The sequence below is a fragment of the Bradyrhizobium sp. HKCCYLS3077 genome, from assembly GCF_051167555.1.
Lineage (GTDB): Bacteria > Pseudomonadota > Alphaproteobacteria > Rhizobiales > Xanthobacteraceae > Bradyrhizobium.
This window is the reverse complement of the sequence record NZ_JBNPTH010000004.1, coordinates 178216-193475: the sequence shown is the minus strand read 5'-3', so window position 1 is coordinate 193475 and position 15260 is coordinate 178216. Positions and strand designations below refer to the sequence as shown.

General features: G+C 64.9%; 17 protein-coding genes. 5 read left to right on the top strand and 12 right to left on the bottom strand.

The annotated features are described in order from the left end of the window. Nucleotides 1-62: 62 nt before the first annotated feature. A complete protein-coding gene (locus tag ACQR0Z_RS17130) occupies nt 63-1523 on the top strand; it encodes a caspase family protein (protein ID WP_434858988.1) in 1461 nt (486 codons plus the stop codon). Between the two features lie 165 nt (nt 1524-1688). On the opposite strand, the gene ACQR0Z_RS17125 is transcribed toward ACQR0Z_RS17130, so the two are convergent. The 4 genes from ACQR0Z_RS17125 to ACQR0Z_RS17110 are packed head-to-tail and all read right to left on the bottom strand — an operon-like array spanning nt 1689 to nt 6224. After that, a complete protein-coding gene (locus ACQR0Z_RS17125; RefSeq protein WP_434919425.1) occupies nt 1689-3533 on the bottom strand; it encodes an ATP-binding protein in 1845 nt (614 codons plus the stop codon). Nucleotides 3534-3548: 15 nt separating this feature from the next. After that, nucleotides 3549-5078, bottom strand: a complete 1530-nt coding sequence (kaiC, locus tag ACQR0Z_RS17120) for a circadian clock protein KaiC (protein ID WP_434858989.1) — start codon at nt 5076-5078, stop codon at nt 3549-3551. Further along, nucleotides 5065-5388, bottom strand: a complete 324-nt coding sequence (locus ACQR0Z_RS17115; protein ID WP_434858990.1) for a circadian clock KaiB family protein — start codon at nt 5386-5388, stop codon at nt 5065-5067. Before ACQR0Z_RS17115 ends, kaiC begins: the two co-directional genes overlap by 14 nt. Continuing rightward, a complete protein-coding gene (locus ACQR0Z_RS17110; protein ID WP_434919424.1) occupies nt 5385-6224 on the bottom strand; it encodes a response regulator in 840 nt (279 codons plus the stop codon). The genes ACQR0Z_RS17115 and ACQR0Z_RS17110 overlap by 4 nt, the downstream gene beginning before the upstream one ends. 25 nt (nt 6225-6249) lie before the next feature. On the opposite strand from ACQR0Z_RS17110, the gene ACQR0Z_RS17105 reads away from it, so the two are divergent. Then, the gene (locus ACQR0Z_RS17105) at nt 6250-6567 is read left to right on the top strand and encodes a hypothetical protein (protein WP_434858992.1); all 318 of its coding nucleotides are present in this window, start codon (nt 6250-6252) and stop codon (nt 6565-6567) included. 68 nt (nt 6568-6635) lie between these two features. Here ACQR0Z_RS17105 and ACQR0Z_RS17100 read toward each other — a convergent pair whose 3' ends face one another. Next, on the bottom strand, nt 6636-6875 hold the full coding sequence (locus ACQR0Z_RS17100; RefSeq protein WP_315711784.1) for a BrnA antitoxin family protein: 240 nt from the start codon (nt 6873-6875) through the stop codon (nt 6636-6638). A 3-nt stretch (nt 6876-6878) separates the two neighbouring features. Then, nucleotides 6879-7847, bottom strand: a complete 969-nt coding sequence (gene cysK / locus ACQR0Z_RS17095; protein ID WP_434919423.1) for a cysteine synthase A — start codon at nt 7845-7847, stop codon at nt 6879-6881. A gap of 514 nt (nt 7848-8361) precedes the next feature. Here cysK and ACQR0Z_RS17090 point away from each other — a divergent pair. Further along, nucleotides 8362-8580 carry a hypothetical protein gene (locus ACQR0Z_RS17090; RefSeq protein WP_434858995.1) on the top strand — a complete coding sequence of 73 codons (219 nt, stop codon included), beginning with the start codon at nt 8362-8364 and terminating at the stop codon, nt 8578-8580. Nucleotides 8581-8705: 125 nt separating this feature from the next. Here ACQR0Z_RS17090 and tgt read toward each other — a convergent pair whose 3' ends face one another. Both tgt and ACQR0Z_RS17080 read right to left on the bottom strand, forming a co-directional pair. Beyond that, nucleotides 8706-9860 carry a tRNA guanosine(34) transglycosylase Tgt gene (tgt, locus tag ACQR0Z_RS17085; RefSeq protein ID WP_434877248.1) on the bottom strand — a complete coding sequence of 385 codons (1155 nt, stop codon included), beginning with the start codon at nt 9858-9860 and terminating at the stop codon, nt 8706-8708. Nucleotides 9861-9892: 32 nt separating this feature from the next. Next, nucleotides 9893-10057, bottom strand: coding sequence for a hypothetical protein (locus ACQR0Z_RS17080; RefSeq protein WP_434919422.1), 165 nt, complete (start codon nt 10055-10057; stop codon nt 9893-9895). A gap of 74 nt (nt 10058-10131) precedes the next feature. Between ACQR0Z_RS17080 and ACQR0Z_RS17075 the strand changes: the two genes are divergently transcribed. After that, nucleotides 10132-11157: an aspartate-semialdehyde dehydrogenase gene (locus ACQR0Z_RS17075; protein ID WP_434877247.1), complete on the top strand. Its 1026-nt coding sequence runs from the start codon at nt 10132-10134 to the stop codon at nt 11155-11157. Between the two features lie 346 nt (nt 11158-11503). On the opposite strand, the gene queA is transcribed toward ACQR0Z_RS17075, so the two are convergent. From queA to coaD, 4 genes are all read right to left on the bottom strand, one after another. Further along, entirely contained in the window at nt 11504-12598 is a 1095-nt protein-coding gene (queA, locus tag ACQR0Z_RS17070) for a tRNA preQ1(34) S-adenosylmethionine ribosyltransferase-isomerase QueA (protein ID WP_434919421.1), read from the bottom strand. 201 nt (nt 12599-12799) lie between these two features. Further along, nucleotides 12800-13264, bottom strand: coding sequence for a peptidylprolyl isomerase (locus ACQR0Z_RS17065; RefSeq protein WP_434859000.1), 465 nt, complete (start codon nt 13262-13264; stop codon nt 12800-12802). 292 nt (nt 13265-13556) lie between these two features. Beyond that, on the bottom strand, nt 13557-14120 hold the full coding sequence (locus ACQR0Z_RS17060; RefSeq protein WP_434859001.1) for a peptidylprolyl isomerase: 564 nt from the start codon (nt 14118-14120) through the stop codon (nt 13557-13559). A gap of 74 nt (nt 14121-14194) precedes the next feature. Next, nucleotides 14195-14689, bottom strand: coding sequence for a pantetheine-phosphate adenylyltransferase (gene coaD, locus ACQR0Z_RS17055; RefSeq protein ID WP_434919420.1), 495 nt, complete (start codon nt 14687-14689; stop codon nt 14195-14197). Nucleotides 14690-14969: 280 nt separating this feature from the next. Here coaD and ACQR0Z_RS17050 point away from each other — a divergent pair, with 280 nt between their 5' ends. Beyond that, nucleotides 14970-15227 (top strand): hypothetical protein, encoded by a 258-nt coding sequence (locus tag ACQR0Z_RS17050; RefSeq protein ID WP_434859003.1) that lies wholly within the window; start codon nt 14970-14972, stop codon nt 15225-15227. The last annotated feature ends 33 nt before the right edge of the window (nt 15228-15260 follow it).

Here is a 15260-nt window from a genome sequence, read left to right as displayed (position 1 = left end):
TCGCGCCATTGAGCGACAAATGCTGCAGTGAACGCTTCGCCTGATCGTTGGGGGATCTCCTGATGCGCTACTTCACCATCGCCCTGTCCCTGCTCTGCGTGGTGCTGACCGCCCAAGCCGCCAAGGCCGACCGCCGCGTCGCCTTCGTCGTCGGCAACGGCGCCTATAAGAGCGTGGCCCAATTGCCGAACCCGCCGGTCGATGCCAAGGCCATGGCGGCAACCCTGCGAAATGTCGGCTTCGACGTCGTCGAAGGCACCAACCTCACGCGCGACAAGATGACCGAGAAGCTGCTCGATTTCGGTCGCAAGGCGCAGGGTGCCGACATCGCGGTGTTCTATTACGCCGGCCATGGCATCGCGATCGCCGGTACCAACTACCTGCTGCCGGTCGACGCCGACCTCAAGTCCGAAATGGACGTCAAGCTCGGCTCGGCGATCAACATCGATGTGACGCTCGACCAGACCATGGGTGATGCGAAGGTCAAGCTGGTGTTCCTCGACGCCTGCCGCGACAACCCGTTTGCCGCCAAGATCAAGTCGAACTCGCCGACGCGCAGCGTCTCCGTGCAGACCGGCCTGGCCGAAATGAAATCCGGCGAAGGCACGTTGATCGCGTTTGCGACCGGTCCCGGACAGACCGCGCTCGACGGCGACGCCGGTGGCAACAGCCCGTTCACCCGCGCGCTGATCTCGCACATCGCCCAGCCCGGCATCGAGATCCAGCAGGCGATGACGGCGGTCCGCGCCCAGGTCAATGAGGAGACCAGCAAGGGCCAGCTGCCCTGGGGTCACACCAACCTGATCGGCGCGGTCTATCTCAATCCAGCGGCCGCGCCTGCCGCGACGGCGGCTACCGCCGGCACCACGCCGGTGGCCGCGGCGGCCGGCCAGAGCTCTGGCGAGGCTGAACTCGAGTTCTGGCGCTCGGTGAAGGACTCCAACAAGCCGGAGGAGCTCAACGCCTATCTCGCGACCTATCCGAACGGTCAGTTCAAGTCGCTGGCGATGGCCCGCATTGCCTCGATCGAAAGCGGCGCCGTGAACACCGCGACCCGCAATGTCGGCAAGGGCGTCGATCCCGCCACCTTTACCGAGGAAGGCACCCAGGTCAGCGAGGATCAGATCGGCCTCGACAAGACCAAGCGCCGCGACGTGCAGCGCCGCCTGACGGGCCTGGGCTTCGACACCAAGATGACGGGCGTGTTCGACGACGAGACCCGCAGCGTCATGAAGCGCTGGCAGGCCGCTCGCGGCTATCCGTCGACCGGCTTCCTCACCAAGCTGCAGCACAAGGCCCTGCTGGCCGAACCGCAGCCGGCGCCGGCCACCGCGGCCGTGGGCGATGAAGCCAAGCCCCGCCGCCAAAAGCCGGCCGGCAATGTCGCCGCCGGCAGCCCGCCGCCGCAGGGAGCGCCGGTCTATCGCAATCCTCCGCCCCAGGACAACGCCGGCAACGCCGCTGGCGCGGCCTTCATCGGCGGCATGATGGGCGGAGTTCTCGGCAGCGCACTGCGCCGCTGATCGCCCGACCTTGCATGTCAGCCCGTGCCGCGAGGCACGGGCTTTTTGCTGCCTGTGACAAGACACTGGTCGGCCGCGACAGCCGATCTGATCCACGCCGATCGGCGCGTCATCCAGCCGCGACATCATGGCGCCGGATGACATCCTTTTTGCTGAGAGCGCCCGCTACGATGGAGCTCCTGCGGTCGGGGGCCCGTTGATCGGTCGGTCGAGGCGGCGGTCCTCGACGCGGCGCTTGCGTTCGATGGCGTCGCCGATGAACGCGAGCAGTTCCTCGCGCTTGAACGGCTTCATGATCGTCGGCCGGCCGCCGATCCGATTTTCGCCGGCATCGGCGATGATCGGATCGTTCGAGTAACCCGTCATGAAAACGACCGGCAGATCAGGATGAGACAGCGAGAGCTGCCGGGCGAGTTCCGGCCCGCTGAGCTGCGGCATGACCACGTCGCTCAGGACCAGGTCAACGGCATCGGCGTGATCGCGAAGAAAACGCAGTGCCTCTTCGCCATTGGCCATGGACTGTACCGAGTATCCGGCGCGCTGCAGCATCGAGGCCGTCGCGCGTTGGGCGAGAGAATTGTCCTCGACCAGCAGGATCCGCTCGCCGCCCCGGGTCTCCCGAACCAAGGGAGCCGGCGCGGCCTCGGTCTGGATCGTTCCGTTCGCGCGCGGCAACAGCACGACGAAGCTGGTCCCCTCGCCGACCACACTCCTGACGGCGATACTGCCGCCCGCCTGCTTGACGATGCCGTAGCAGGTCGCAAGCCCAAGGCCGGTGCCGCCGCCGCGCACCTTGGTCGTGAAGAACGGATCGAAGATGCGCTCGAGATCATCGGCAGGAATGCCGATGCCGGTGTCCCTCACCGTCATCATGACATAGTCACCAGGCTCGACACCCTCGTCGCTGCGCTGGATGGTCGTGTTGGCCACCGCGATCGTCAGCTGGCCGCCCGAGGGCATCGCATCGCGGGCATTGAGGGCAAGATTCATAATGAGCTGCTCGATCTGCACGCGGTCCGCGATCACCGGCCAGCACTGCTGCTCGACCTCGGTGCTGATGTCGATGTTGCTCGGCAGAAGCCGGCTGAACATCTTCTGCAGATCCGACAGGGTGGCGCCGAGATCGACGAGCGCGAGCGTTGCCGGCTGCTTGCGCGAGAACGCGAGCAGTTGCCGCGTCAGATCTCGCCCGCGATCGACCGCCTTGATCAGCTCCATCACGTCCGGCAGGCGGGGGTCGTCGCCCTGACATTCCTCGCGCAGCATCTCCGCATAGACCATCATCACGACCAGAAGGTTGTTGAAGTCGTGCGCGATCCCGCCCGCCAGCACGCCAACCGCCTCCATCTTTTGAGACTGTCGAAGCTCTTCGTTGAGCCGCTTCTGCTCGGTCACGTCCTGAATGAGATGGAGCTGGGCCGGCGCCCCCTCCCATGTGCAACGCGACGCGCGCAGCTCGCAGCGCCGGACGACCTTGCCGCGATAGACCTCGATCTCCGAGATCTCACCTTCTCGGACCGCAAAGCTCACTCTCTCACCGATGAAGTCGTCACGCGCCTTGCCGAACAGCTCGCGGGCCGCCCGGTTGACGAACGCGACTTCGTTGTCCTGATTGGTGACGATCAGCGCGTCCGGCACGGCCTCCAACAACTGGCCGAAGTGGCGGTAGTCGCGCGGCAAGGCCTGCTTCGCCGACCCGATGAGTGGCAACCCGAGCTCCGCCGGGCCGCCGGCGCGCGCATCCGCGGGCTGATTGTAGAGCAGGACTGGGCTCGCGGAGGCCAGGGCTTGCAGATCGTCCGGGAGAGCATCGATCGCCTGCGCGAAGGCCAGGTTCATCAGGATGGTGTCGTAGGAGGTGGTCTCGAGCCTGCGACGCGCCTCCGCGATCGTCGCCACCCGGCTCATGTCGATCACGGATCCGTTCTCGCCATCACCTCCTACCGACGCGGGCAAGACTGGCGCGGACTCGCCACCAATCACCAGCACTCGGTAGTGTGATGCGTGCATGAGGAACGTCCCTGCCTAGGACTCACGTTGCGGGCTGGCAAACATCTCAGCAAGATGGTCGCGCTCCCGCGTGAACATGTAGGTGGGAGCCCCGGTCAGAATGCCATGCACATCGCGGAAGGTTGCGACCAGATGCATGCCGTGGCCGTCGATGACATATTCGCGGATGTCCTTGTCATGCTGCGTGCCGCGCATCTTCAAGATCGCCAGTCCCCTCCGCATCATGCCGTAGAGCTCGACGTAGCGCAGCAGCAAGATCATGTCGGTGATGGTCGAAATATGGGTCTCCGTGATCGACTCGCCGCCCATCAGCATCGATGTCGTGTTGGTGAAGAGACCGGTGATGCCGACCTTCTTGATATGGCTCGTCAGAGCGATGACGAATTCCCTGTAGGACTTCGGCGAGCCTGCACGTTCGAACGCCGACAGGCTGTCGACCGCCAGCCGGCTCGGCTGAAACTCGTTGATCTCCCGCTGGATGTAGAGCTGGTGATCCTCCAGCCCCATGGTCTCGGGATATCTTGCGATGATGCGGAGAAGGCCTTCCTTCTCGGCTGAATCGAAGTCGACGTTCCAGTTGGAGGCATTGCGCGTCAACTGCTCGCGGCTCTCCTCGGCCGCGATCAGCAACGCACGCTCGCCGCGTTCGATGGCGGCCTTGAGGTAGTGCGTGACCATCAATGTCTTGCCGGTGCCGGTGGCACCGCTCACCAGGATGATGGAATCGCGATAGAAGCCGCCGCCGCACATCTGATCCAGCTCGGGCACGCCGGAGGACACCCGGAGGTCGCTCGAGCGCTGTTTCAGCTCGATCGACGACAGCGGAATGATCGCGACTCCCTCGGCGTGGTCGACCGTGAACGGATATTCGCCCTTCTGATGCGTGGCGCCGCGGAATTTGAGGATCTCGATCGTCCGCCGGCGCTTCTCCTGCTCGAGCCGGTTGCGCAGCAGCAGAACGTTGTCGGCGACGAACTCCTCGACGCCAAAACGCCCCAGCCCGCCGTCCTCGTTGAGACGCTCCATGGTGATGATGGTGGTGACGCCAAGAAGTCGCAGCGCGCTGGCGATCCGGTGCAGTTCTCGACGCACGACGTTGGAGTCCGAGAACTGAGGAAACAGCGCCCCGACGGAATCGAACACGACCCGCTTGGCGTTGACCCTGCGGATCGCATTCTCGATCCGGGCCATCAGCGCCGACAGATCGTAGTTGCCGGCCTCGAGCACCTCCTCGCCCTGCTCCGGGGTGGCATCGACGATCGCGATCTGGCCGTCGCGGTTCATCTTCTCGAAATCCCAGCCGAACGACGCGACGTTGCGCATCAGGTCTTCCGGAGCCTCCTCGAAGGTGACACAGACGCCATGCTCGCCGCAGGTCCTCACGCCCATGACGAGAAACTGCAGCGCAAGCACGGTTTTTCCGCTGCCGGCCGTGCCGGCGATCAATGTGCTTCGATTGAGCGGTAGTCCACCGTTCGAAATCTGGTCGAATCCGGCAATTCCCGTCCGCAACTTCTCGAGTTCGACAGCCTTAACCCCGCTCATTCCTTGTCCCCTCCTCCTTTCCAAGCTGCACCGTCGACGAATTCTGGAGGATCCCGAGTCCCAGCAGGACCTTCCTGGTGTCGCTGAGATCGCCGATGATTTTTCGCACCGGACCCGGATGGCGCTTCACCAGCGTGGGTGTCGCAACGATCTTCTCGTCTTCGGCGATCTGCGGATGTTCCAGCACATCGATGATGTCGATCTCGCAAGGGATGTTCAGCTCCTGCTGAACGATTCTGCGCAGGTTCTCCATCGCCCGCAGCGAATTCGAGGTCTGGCCGGTCACGAACAATCCGAGCTGCAGGGTCATCCCCTATCTCCCGGTGCAATGCGACGTCGGTGTCCGAGCCGGTAGTAGTCGACGAGCAGCCCCATCATCTCGATGGCGAGCAACCGGCCTTCGAACACCAGCGTGCTCGTTCGCTCGACCGTCGTCCCGCCGATCGCCTTCTCGAGTGCGACGACGTGGAGGTCGAGCAGATCGCGCGGACCACCGCCTTCATCGCCGATCCCTGTCGCAAGCCTCTCCATCGTGGGCAGCGGACGGACATGGTGGTCGGCACGCGGGTCCAGATACTCCTTGAACAGCGCCAGATATTGCTCGACCAGGCTGTCGAAGGCTCGCGGGTTGCGCTCCCGGATCGAACCGTGTCCGGCGAACTGCGCCGTGACGCTGGTGGCGCGACCGGCCGATGACATGCCTCGATCGTTGGCAAGCGAGCGCCGGTTGTCGTCGATGCGATCCTGGCGGCGCCGCCCGGTGGCATGGATCACTGCGCGCCGCAACGACGAAGGTCCGGCGTCCGCCGTCGGGAGGTAGTCGCGCGCGCCAGCCTGCACATAGGCTCTCATGGCCTCGATATCGGACGCTCCATTGACGACAATGATCGGGATGTCCTGACCGGCCGCTCTGAGATCCTGGACATCGCGGACGCCGTGCGCGTCGGACTCGCCCAGATCCAGCACGACCACATCGATCGGCTGCTGCGCCATCATGACCTGCGCTTCGGCAATTGTTGCAACGGACAACAATTCACAGCCATCCATCATCAAGTGGCCAGTGATCGCATCCCGCATCATCTGTCCGCTCGCCGGACCACTTTCAACGAGCAGCACACGAACTGGAAGCTCAGCCTCGGGACTCATGAGACGCTCCCGGAGAGGCGTCGAAATGGCTCAGTCGGGACAATTCCAGCATGTCAGACGACGCGCGGCAGAGGCCTGCTCTTCACGACATCGCCGCTTCGCCGGGTGGGAAACGCGAGAGAACTTTGAAAGACGATTTGCAGCGACGATAGATCAGGATGGGGACGATGAGAAGAAGAAGTTCCATCATCACGTGCACTGCGCCAATTTACCACTGCGCAACGGGAAAGGACGGTTCGCAAACACCGTCAGCGGCATCTCGACGTCGATGGTAATCAGGGATGACGACGCACGATTCCGCGCTTACAGCACGGTCGACCGCAACGAAAAATTCAAGCGATGAGTTCGGCAATGCCGAGCCCCGCGGACCGAGACTCGCTCCGCCGTCAGGCCCGGCACATCGTTGTTCAGCTACAGACCCGCCGCCTTGCGCAAAGCCGCGTTGATGCGGTCCTGCCAGCCAGGACCTTCGGATTGGAAATGCTCGAGCACGTCCTGATCGATCCGCAACGTCACCTGCTCCCGCACCCCCGGGACAGCCGCCTTCTTCGGCGGCGCCTCGACCGGCTTGGTGGTGACCTTCTTGAATGCCGCTTCCGCTTCGGTGCGGGCGTCGGCCAGGGTGCGGGGACGTCGCGGCTGATCGGCCATGATTCAGATCCCCTCGAACAGCGCCGTGGACAGGTAGCGCTCCGAGAATGACGGCACGATCGCCAGGATCGTCTTGCCGGCATTCTCCGGCCGCTTGCCGAGTTCGATCGCGGCCGCAATCGCCGCGCCCGAGGAGATGCCGCCGGGGATGCCCTCGTTGCGCGCCAGCGCGCGCGACGTCTCGATCGCGGTGGCGCTGTTGATCTTGACGATCTCGTCGATCACGGCGCGGTCGAGAATATCGGGCACGAAGCCGGCGCCGATGCCCTGGATCTTGTGCGGCGAATGCTGACCGCCCGACAAGACCGGACTCTCCTCCGGCTCGACCGCAACCACCTTGAGGCCCGGCTTGCGCGACTTGAGCACCTGGCCCACGCCGGTGATGGTACCGCCGGTGCCGACGCCGGCGACAAAGATGTCGATATTGCCGGCCGTGTCGTTCCAGATCTCCTCCGCCGTGGTGCGGCGATGGATGTCGGGGTTGGCGAGGTTCTTGAACTGCTGCGGCATCACCGCGTTCGGCGTTGTCCGCAACAGCTCCTCCGCGGTCGCAATGGCGCCCTTCATGCCCTGCGCGGCCGGCGTCAGCACGATCTCCGCACCGAGGAAGGCGAGCATCTTGCGCCGCTCCACCGACATCGACTCCGGCATCACCAGCTTCAGCTTGTAGCCGCGGGCCGCCGCGACGAAGGCCAGCGCGATGCCGGTGTTGCCCGAGGTGGGCTCGACGAGCACGGAGTCCGGCTTGAGCAGGCCGGCCTGCTCCATCGCCAGGATCATGCCGACGCCGATGCGGTCCTTCACGCTCGCCGCCGGATTGAAATATTCCAACTTGGCGAGGATGGTCGCCTTCACGCCATGCTGCTCGGGCAGCTTTCGCAACCGCACAATCGGCGTATTGCCAAAAGCCTCGACAATTGAATCGAAAACACGCCCGCGTCCGGGACGCTGTGTCGCAGCTTGCGAGTCCATGAAATCACTCCTTGCGCGCATCGGGCGCGCTATATCGACAATGACACTGACCATCTTCAGCGAGCCTGCTGCGCTGCGCAAGCACGTTTACGCGACCTCGCCATCGCGGCATTGCACAACAAGTCGTCGCAAAATTGCGCAAAACCAACGCATTTGTGTTGCGACAAGGTCAATGAACGCGGTGTAGGTTAGACTTCAGTAGGACGAAGATTTACGGTACTGATTCGGCGGTGGCAGAGGCTTGAGCGGAATCGGCGCGACGGCATCACAAGACCGCATCAATAGACGGCATCAGCAAGATGTCATCTTTGGAATGATACAAGCAGAACGTTCGCACCGAACGGCGCTGCAGTCATAGACAAAAACAACAGACCACCAGACAAACTCTTTGTGTGACGGACCTGATATCCGCGGACGTTCGACCTGTCGGACCTGACTCGTTCGAAGTTGCCACATGCGAAGCTGACGTCATTCAAACGCAGCTCATAACAAAGAGATCGCCCAGGAGGTCACTATGTCAGCACTCGCTGATCTCGTGTCGACCGCATCGCCCCGCCCAAATCCGCGCGGCTGCGATTTGCCGACATGCCCGGTCTGCGCCGATTCCATGATTGCCGCGGAGGCGTCCGCGTATCTGGCCGACAACGCGATCAGCTATCTCTGGACCTGCGACACCTGCGGCTACGGCTTCGTCACCAAGCATTCCGTCAAGAGCCGCTTCGTCTGCAACTGAGGCGGCGATGGACCGTTCCAGGGCGCGATGCCGCAGCCATCGCGCCGGAGCGCCGTCAGGTGTTTCCGCAAGGCCCACCCCTACCAGTTGTCCCGCGCCGTCATGGCTCCCGAACGACCACGCCATCAATTGACGCGCGGCGCGATGTCACCCCGCGCCCAATCCGCCTTGGTGCGGTCGTAGAACTCCGTGAACCGCCCTTGGGCAATGGCTTCGCGCATTCCGGCCATCAGTTGCTGGAAATAAGCGATGTTGATCTCCGACAGCAGCGTCGCCCCCAACGCCTCGCCGGCCTTGATCAGGTGATGCAGGTAGGCGCGCGCGTAGCCGCGCGCCGGCGGCCATGGGCTTTCCTCGTCCAGCGGACGCGGGTCATCGGCGTGACGGGCGTTGCGCAAATTGACCGGCCCGAAGCGCGTATAGGCGACGCCGTGGCGGCCGTTGCGGGTCGGCAGCACGCAGTCGAACATGTCGACGCCGCGCTTCACCGACTCCAACAGATCGTCGGGCGTTCCGACGCCCATCAGATAGCGCGGCCGGTCGGCCGGCAGCGCCGGCACGGTGGCCTCGATCATCTCCAGCATCACCGCCTGTGGCTCGCCCACCGCAAGTCCGCCGATCGCATAGCCATGGAAGCCGATGTCGACCAGCGCCTGCGCGCTCGCCTGGCGCAACGCCGGGAGATCGCCGCCCTGGACGATGCCAAACAGCATGTAGCCGGGAGGCGCACTCTCGAAGGCGCGGCGGCAGCGCTCGGCCCAGCGCAGCGACAGCCGCATTGCCCGCTCGATGTCGGCGGGCTCCGCTGGCAGCCGCACGCATTCGTCGAGCTGCATCGCAATGTCGGAGTTGAGCAGGCGCTGCACCTCGATGGCGCGCTCCGGCGACAGCTCGATCTTGGCGCCGTCGATATGCGAGCGGAACGTCACGGCCTGCTCGGTGACCTTGCGCAGGGCCGACAGTGACATCACCTGGAAGCCGCCGGAATCCGTCAGCATCGGTCCGCCCCAGCCGGTGAAGCGCTGCAGGCCGCCCAGCGCCGCGATCCGCTCCGCCGTGGGACGCAGCATCAGATGATAGGTGTTGCCGAGCACGATATCGGCACCGGCCTCGCGTACGTCGCGCCAGTGAATGCCCTTCATCGCGCCGGCCGTTCCCACCGGCATGAAGGCGGGGGTGCGGACCACGCCATGCGGCGTCGTCAACCGGCCGGTGCGGGCCGCGCCGTCCGTGCCGAGCAGTTCGAAATGGTTGGGGAGTGGATCGCCGGGGGAGCTCATGGCCGGCTTATTGCGTCAGGACGGCCCCCGATTCAACCGCCATCGGCGGCGTTCGGCCGATAACGGCGTTGACGGCGGTTCCGACCGCCCCTATGGTCCCTGATCATGTCGACCTCGATCAAACGCACGACGAAAACCACCAAGCCCTTGCGGGCCTCGGGAGGCGTGCGCGCGTAATCGACCTCGATCGCGATCATCTTCGAACCGAAGCCCCGCCTGATGAAGGTCCGGGGCTTTTTTTATGCCCAAATTTCAACCGGAGACTCCCCACGTGCCTCACGATCCCACCATTGCCATCGTCGGCGTCACCGGCGCCGTCGGCGCCGAGTTCATCGCCACCCTGGACCGCCGCAATGTCCGTGTCGGCAAGCTGAAGGCGCTGGCGAGCGCCCGCTCGGCCGGCCAGACCCTCAGCTTTCGCGGCCAGACGATCGTGATCGAGGAGCTCAACGAGCGCTCGTTCGAGGGCGTCGACATCGCGCTGTTCTCGGCCGGCAGCGGCATCTCCAAGAAGTTCGCGCCGATCGCGGTCCGCTCCGGCGCCGTCGTGGTCGACAATTCCTCGGCGTTCCGCATGGACCCGAACGTGCCGCTGGTGATCCCCGAGATCAACGCCCGCCGCATCCGCGACCACAAGGGCATCATCGCCAATCCGAATTGCGCCGCCATCACGGCTCTGGTGCCGCTGTGGCCGATCCACCAGCAGAACCGCATCAAGCGCGTGATCATCTCGACCTACCAGGCCGCCAGCGGCGCCGGTGCGGCCGCGATGGACGAACTGGTGCAGTCGACCCGCGCCAACCTCAACGGCCAGGTCTATGCGCCCAAGGTGATGCCGCACCCGTTCGCCTTCAACCTGTTCAGCCACAACACCGCCATCGATCCCGACACCGGCTACAACGACGAAGAGACCAAGGTCATCAACGAGACCCGCAAGATCTTCGAGGACGAGGGCATCGCCATCGGCGTGACCTGTGTCCGCGTGCCGGTGCTGCGCGCCCATTGCGAAGCCATCACCTTCGAGTGCGAAAAGCCGATCACGGAAGATGAAGTCCGCCGCATCCTCGCCACCGCACCAGGCGTGCGCATCGTCGACGACCGCGCCAAGAACTACTTCCCGATGCCGGTCGACGCCTCAGGCCAGGACGACGTGCTGGTCGGCCGCATCAGAAAGGACCTGTCGGATCCTTCCGGCCACTCCATCGCGATGTTCGTCGCCGCCGACCAGCTCCTGAAGGGCGCCGCGCTCAACGCCGTGCAGATCGCGGAGCTCTTGCCGGAGCGGGCGATGGCGTGAGTTAGCCCGGCCGCATCTCCACCCTCGCTGTCATCACCCGCGAAAGCGGGTGATCCAGTACTCACCGGCACCTGTGATCAGCTGATCCGCCACGGCGTACTGGATTCCCCGCCTTCGCGGGGAATCACAGCGGAGGTTGCCGTGACAGGCCGACTCTCACGAGCATCAATGCGCCTCTCTCCTCGCGTCATTCCGGGGCGCGCGCAGCGCGAGCCCGGAATCCATAGCCACAGGCGGTCATGGGACGGGAGATCGATGTGGCGCTTGTCTTGGCGACAACGCCTGCTCGTGGTTATGGATTCCGGGCTCATCGCTGCGCGATGCCCCGGAATGACGCTGATAGATTTTACGGCTCGACGATGCGTTCGTCCGGCTGCCGGAACAACAAACACGCATCGCCATACGAATAGAAGCGGTAGCCGCTCTCGATCGCATGTTTGTACGCCGCCTGCATCGTCTCCAGGCCGGCGAAGGCCGAGACCAGCATGAACAGGGTCGAGCGCGGCAGGTGGAAGTTGGTCATCAGGATATCGACGGCGCGGAATCGGTAGCCGGGCGTGATGAAGATCGAGGTCTCCGACTCGAACGGTGCGAGAGTGCCGTCCGGCAGCGCCGCGCTCTCCAGCAGACGCATCGATGTGGTGCCGACGGCGACGATGCGGCCGCCCTTGGCGCGGGCCTCGTTCAACGCGTGAGCCGTCTCGGCGGTGAGGCTGCCCCACTCCGCATGCATGCGGTGGCCCTCGGTGTCCTCGACCTTCACCGGCAGAAACGTGCCGGCGCCGACATGCAGGGTCACGCGCTGCAGCCCGACGCCGCGGTCGCGCAAGCGCTGTTCCAGAGCCGGCGTGAAATGCAGGCCGGCGGTGGGCGCAGCCACGGCGCCCTCCTTGGCCGCGAACATGGTCTGGTAGTCGGCCGCGTCCTGCTCGTCCGCGGGCCGTTTGCCGGCGATGTAGGGCGGCAGCGGCGGCCGGCCGAGATCGGCGATGGCCTGGTCGAGCGCCGGGCCGTGAAACACGAAGGCCAGCGTCACCTCGCCCTCCTCGCCCTTGGCCTCGACGGTGGCGTCGAGATGGCCGAGCAGGCAGACCTTGCCCTCATTGCCGAAGCGGATCGTATCGCCGGGCGCGAGCTTCTTGGCGGGCCGCACCAGCGCTTGCCAGTGCGAGCCGTCGAGCCGCTTGATCAGGGTGGCCTCGATCTTGGCCTCGGTCTCGCGGCTGATGCGGCGGCCAGAGAGCTGGGCTGCGATCACCTTGGTGTCGTTGACGACGAGCTGGTCGCCCGGCTCGAGCCAATCGGGCAGATCGCCGACGGTGCGGTCACGCAGCACGCCGTCGCCCTGCACCACCAGCATGCGCGCGGATTCGCGCGGGCTCGCCGGGCGCAGCGCGATGTTCTCGGGGGGGAGATGGAAATCGAACAGGTCGGTGCGCATCGTCGTTCTGGGACGACCATCGGCCCTTATCCTGAGGAGCGTGCGTAGCACGCGTCTCGAAGGATAAGGCCCGACTGTTGGCCTCATGGTTCGAGACGCGTGCTGCGCACGCTCCTCACCATGAGGGTCGAGCGCCGCGAGCGACGCTGCACAGAGGAGCATGAACACGCCGTGAGGCGTGTTCATGAACAGGGTCGTTCGTTACGCCGCGTCGGCGGCCATGTACGCCTTCACGATCTTGTCCGGATTCTGCACCGGCTCGCCGCGCTTGATCTTGTCGACGTTCTCCATGCCCTCGGTGACCTTGCCCCAGACGGTGTACTGCTTGTCGAGGAAGCGGGCGTCGTCGAAGCAGATGAAGAACTGGCTGTCGCCGGAATCCGGGCTGGCGGCGCGGGCCATCGAGGCGGTGCCGCGGACATGCGGCTCGGCGTTGAACTCGGCCTTCAGCTTCTTGCCCGAGCCGCCCGTGCCGGTGCCCTGCGGACAGCCGGTCTGCGCCATGAAGCCGTCGATCACGCGGTGGAACACGATGCCGTCATAGAAGCCCTCGCGGACGAGCTCCTTGATGCGCGCGACATGGCCGGGCGCGAGGTCGGGACGCATCTCGATGGTGACGGGGCCCTGGGTGGTTTCGAGGATCAAGGTATTTTCGGTCGCAGCCATTCTGGTCTCTCAGGTTCTGGTTGAATTAATGAGGGGGCAGGACAACGGACAGTCCGGTCCGGGGGTCTGAAATGTCGCGGCGCCTTCTCTTGTGCGGCCGCCACCCCTCCTGACGGCAATCCGAGCACAACGAGGCCCGGGCGATGCGGGTCCAGAATAGACCCAACCCGCTTAAAGCTGAAGCCGCCCCGGCTGTCGACCCGGTGGACGGCGCGTGGCAAAGGGTTCCTTAAGCGGCGGGAACCCGGCCGTGAGCGCCGGGTGCCCTGCTCCGCCCGCGTCTCGAGGGCGGTTACTTGATATCCGAGGCGACCTGGACCTTGACCATCTTGTCCGGATCGGTCACGGCGCCGCCCGCCGAGCCCGGAGGCGCCTTCTTGAGCTTGTCGACCACGTCCATGCCCTGCACGACCTCGCCGATCACCGTGTACTGGCCGTTCAGGAAGGACGCATCGCCGAAGCAGATGAAGAACTGCGAGTTGGCGGAATCGACGCTGTCGCCGCGGCGGGCCATGCCGACGGTGCCGCGCTTGAACGGCGTCTGCGAAAACTCCTGCTTCAGGTTCGGATATTTCGAGCCGCCAGTGCCGTCGAATTTCTGGCCGTCGCCGGTCTGCGCCATGAAGCCTTCCATCACCCGGTGGAACGGCACGTTGTTGTAGTAGCCCTCGCGCGCCAAGGTCTTCAGCCGCTCGGCGTGCTGCGGCGCCAGGTCGGTGCGCAGCTTGATGACGATGCGGCCCTTGGTGGTGTCGATGACCAGCGCATTCTGCTTGTCGAGACCGGCGGGCAGCGATTGCGCCAGCGCCGGCAGCGCGAACACGAGAGCGAAGACGAAAGCGATAGCTCGGATCATGGAAACTCCGAAAGGATGAGAGGGGAACGCGAAAGTCGACGACCCGACGTACGCGGGCGCCGGCCGACGGATCGTCAGACGAACTTGGCTTTCAGGGGAGCCACCACCGACGGCGGCACGAAGTGCGAGATCTCGCCGCCCATCGCGGCGATCTGACGGACGAGGCTGGCGTTGATCGGGCGAACCGATACCGAGGCCGGCACGAACACCGTCTGGATCGACGGTGCCATGGTCTGGTTCATGCCAGCCAATTGCATCTCATAATCGAAATCTTTGACGTCGCGCAGGCCGCGGATCATCAGGATCGCGCCGGCCTTCTGCGCCGCCGTGATCGTCAGATTGTCGTAGGTCGAGGCCTCGAACGCACAGCCCGCGGCGGCGGCGACCGGCCCGAACACCTCGTGCGCCATGGCCAGCCGCTCTTCGGTGGAGAACAGCGGCTTCTTGCCGTGGTGCACGCCGACCGCGACGATCAGCTTGTCACAGAGATGGACGGCCTGCCGGACCACGTCGAGATGGCCGTTGGTGACGGGATCGAACGAGCCTGGATAGAGCGCAATGCGTTGCATGCGTCCGTCCTATACCGGCCGGAACAGCCGGGCAAGCTGCGCGGGCCGCCGGCTGGCGCAGCTGTGATGGCCGCGGCCGCGTCTCGCACGGGCCGGACGGAACTGCAGCCGCTGACCGCGATTGTTTCGTCGGAACTTGGGCCGCGAAACACAGCCGCGGCGCCATGAAATCATTTCGGCCGGCGCGCGAAAGCATCCCGAAACCCGGAATGGTTATCAAATCCTTAACGAACGACGGGCCGCGAACGGCCCGACATCGAGACCAGGACAGGGGACCGTCATGATCAAAGCGCTTTCTGCGATTGCAGCGGCCGGCTCCGTGGCTGCCGCCCTCACCCTCCTGCCGGGCTTTGCCCCGCAGGTCGAAGCGAGCGTGCCGCGTCCGCTGGCCAAGGCTGACCGTCTGGATATCCGCCCCATCGGCCGCGACTGCTCGCAGCAGGCCTGGCCGAATTTCGAGGCCGCCTGCCTGCGCACCGCCGGCACCAAGACCGCGATCCGCGAGGCCCGCGTCGTCGGCGTCGAGCGGGCGCAGTGAAGCGAATAGCGAATAGCGAATAGCGAATAGTTT

Coding starts and splice junctions, on each gene's coding strand:
- ACQR0Z_RS17110 (WP_434919424.1), bottom strand. CDS start 6,224: ATGAGTCCCGAGGCTGAGCTTCCAGTTCGTGTGCTGCTCGTTGAAAGT.
- ACQR0Z_RS17130 (WP_434858988.1), top strand. CDS start 63: ATGCGCTACTTCACCATCGCCCTGTCCCTGCTCTGCGTGGTGCTGACC.
- ACQR0Z_RS17115 (WP_434858990.1), bottom strand. CDS start 5,388: ATGACCCTGCAGCTCGGATTGTTCGTGACCGGCCAGACCTCGAATTCG.
- ACQR0Z_RS17080 (WP_434919422.1), bottom strand. CDS start 10,057: ATGATCGCGATCGAGGTCGATTACGCGCGCACGCCTCCCGAGGCCCGC.
- queA (WP_434919421.1), bottom strand. CDS start 12,598: ATGCGCACCGACCTGTTCGATTTCCATCTCCCCCCCGAGAACATCGCG.
- ACQR0Z_RS17065 (WP_434859000.1), bottom strand. CDS start 13,264: ATGGCTGCGACCGAAAATACCTTGATCCTCGAAACCACCCAGGGCCCC.
- ACQR0Z_RS17105 (WP_434858992.1), top strand. CDS start 6,250: ATGGCTCAGTCGGGACAATTCCAGCATGTCAGACGACGCGCGGCAGAG.
- tgt (WP_434877248.1), bottom strand. CDS start 9,860: ATGAGCTCCCCCGGCGATCCACTCCCCAACCATTTCGAACTGCTCGGC.
- coaD (WP_434919420.1), bottom strand. CDS start 14,689: ATGCAACGCATTGCGCTCTATCCAGGCTCGTTCGATCCCGTCACCAAC.
- ACQR0Z_RS17060 (WP_434859001.1), bottom strand. CDS start 14,120: ATGATCCGAGCTATCGCTTTCGTCTTCGCTCTCGTGTTCGCGCTGCCG.
- cysK (WP_434919423.1), bottom strand. CDS start 7,847: ATGGACTCGCAAGCTGCGACACAGCGTCCCGGACGCGGGCGTGTTTTC.
- ACQR0Z_RS17100 (WP_315711784.1), bottom strand. CDS start 6,875: ATGGCCGATCAGCCGCGACGTCCCCGCACCCTGGCCGACGCCCGCACC.
- ACQR0Z_RS17125 (WP_434919425.1), bottom strand. CDS start 3,533: ATGCACGCATCACACTACCGAGTGCTGGTGATTGGTGGCGAGTCCGCG.
- ACQR0Z_RS17050 (WP_434859003.1), top strand. CDS start 14,970: ATGATCAAAGCGCTTTCTGCGATTGCAGCGGCCGGCTCCGTGGCTGCC.
- ACQR0Z_RS17090 (WP_434858995.1), top strand. CDS start 8,362: ATGTCAGCACTCGCTGATCTCGTGTCGACCGCATCGCCCCGCCCAAAT.
- kaiC (WP_434858989.1), bottom strand. CDS start 5,078: ATGAGCGGGGTTAAGGCTGTCGAACTCGAGAAGTTGCGGACGGGAATT.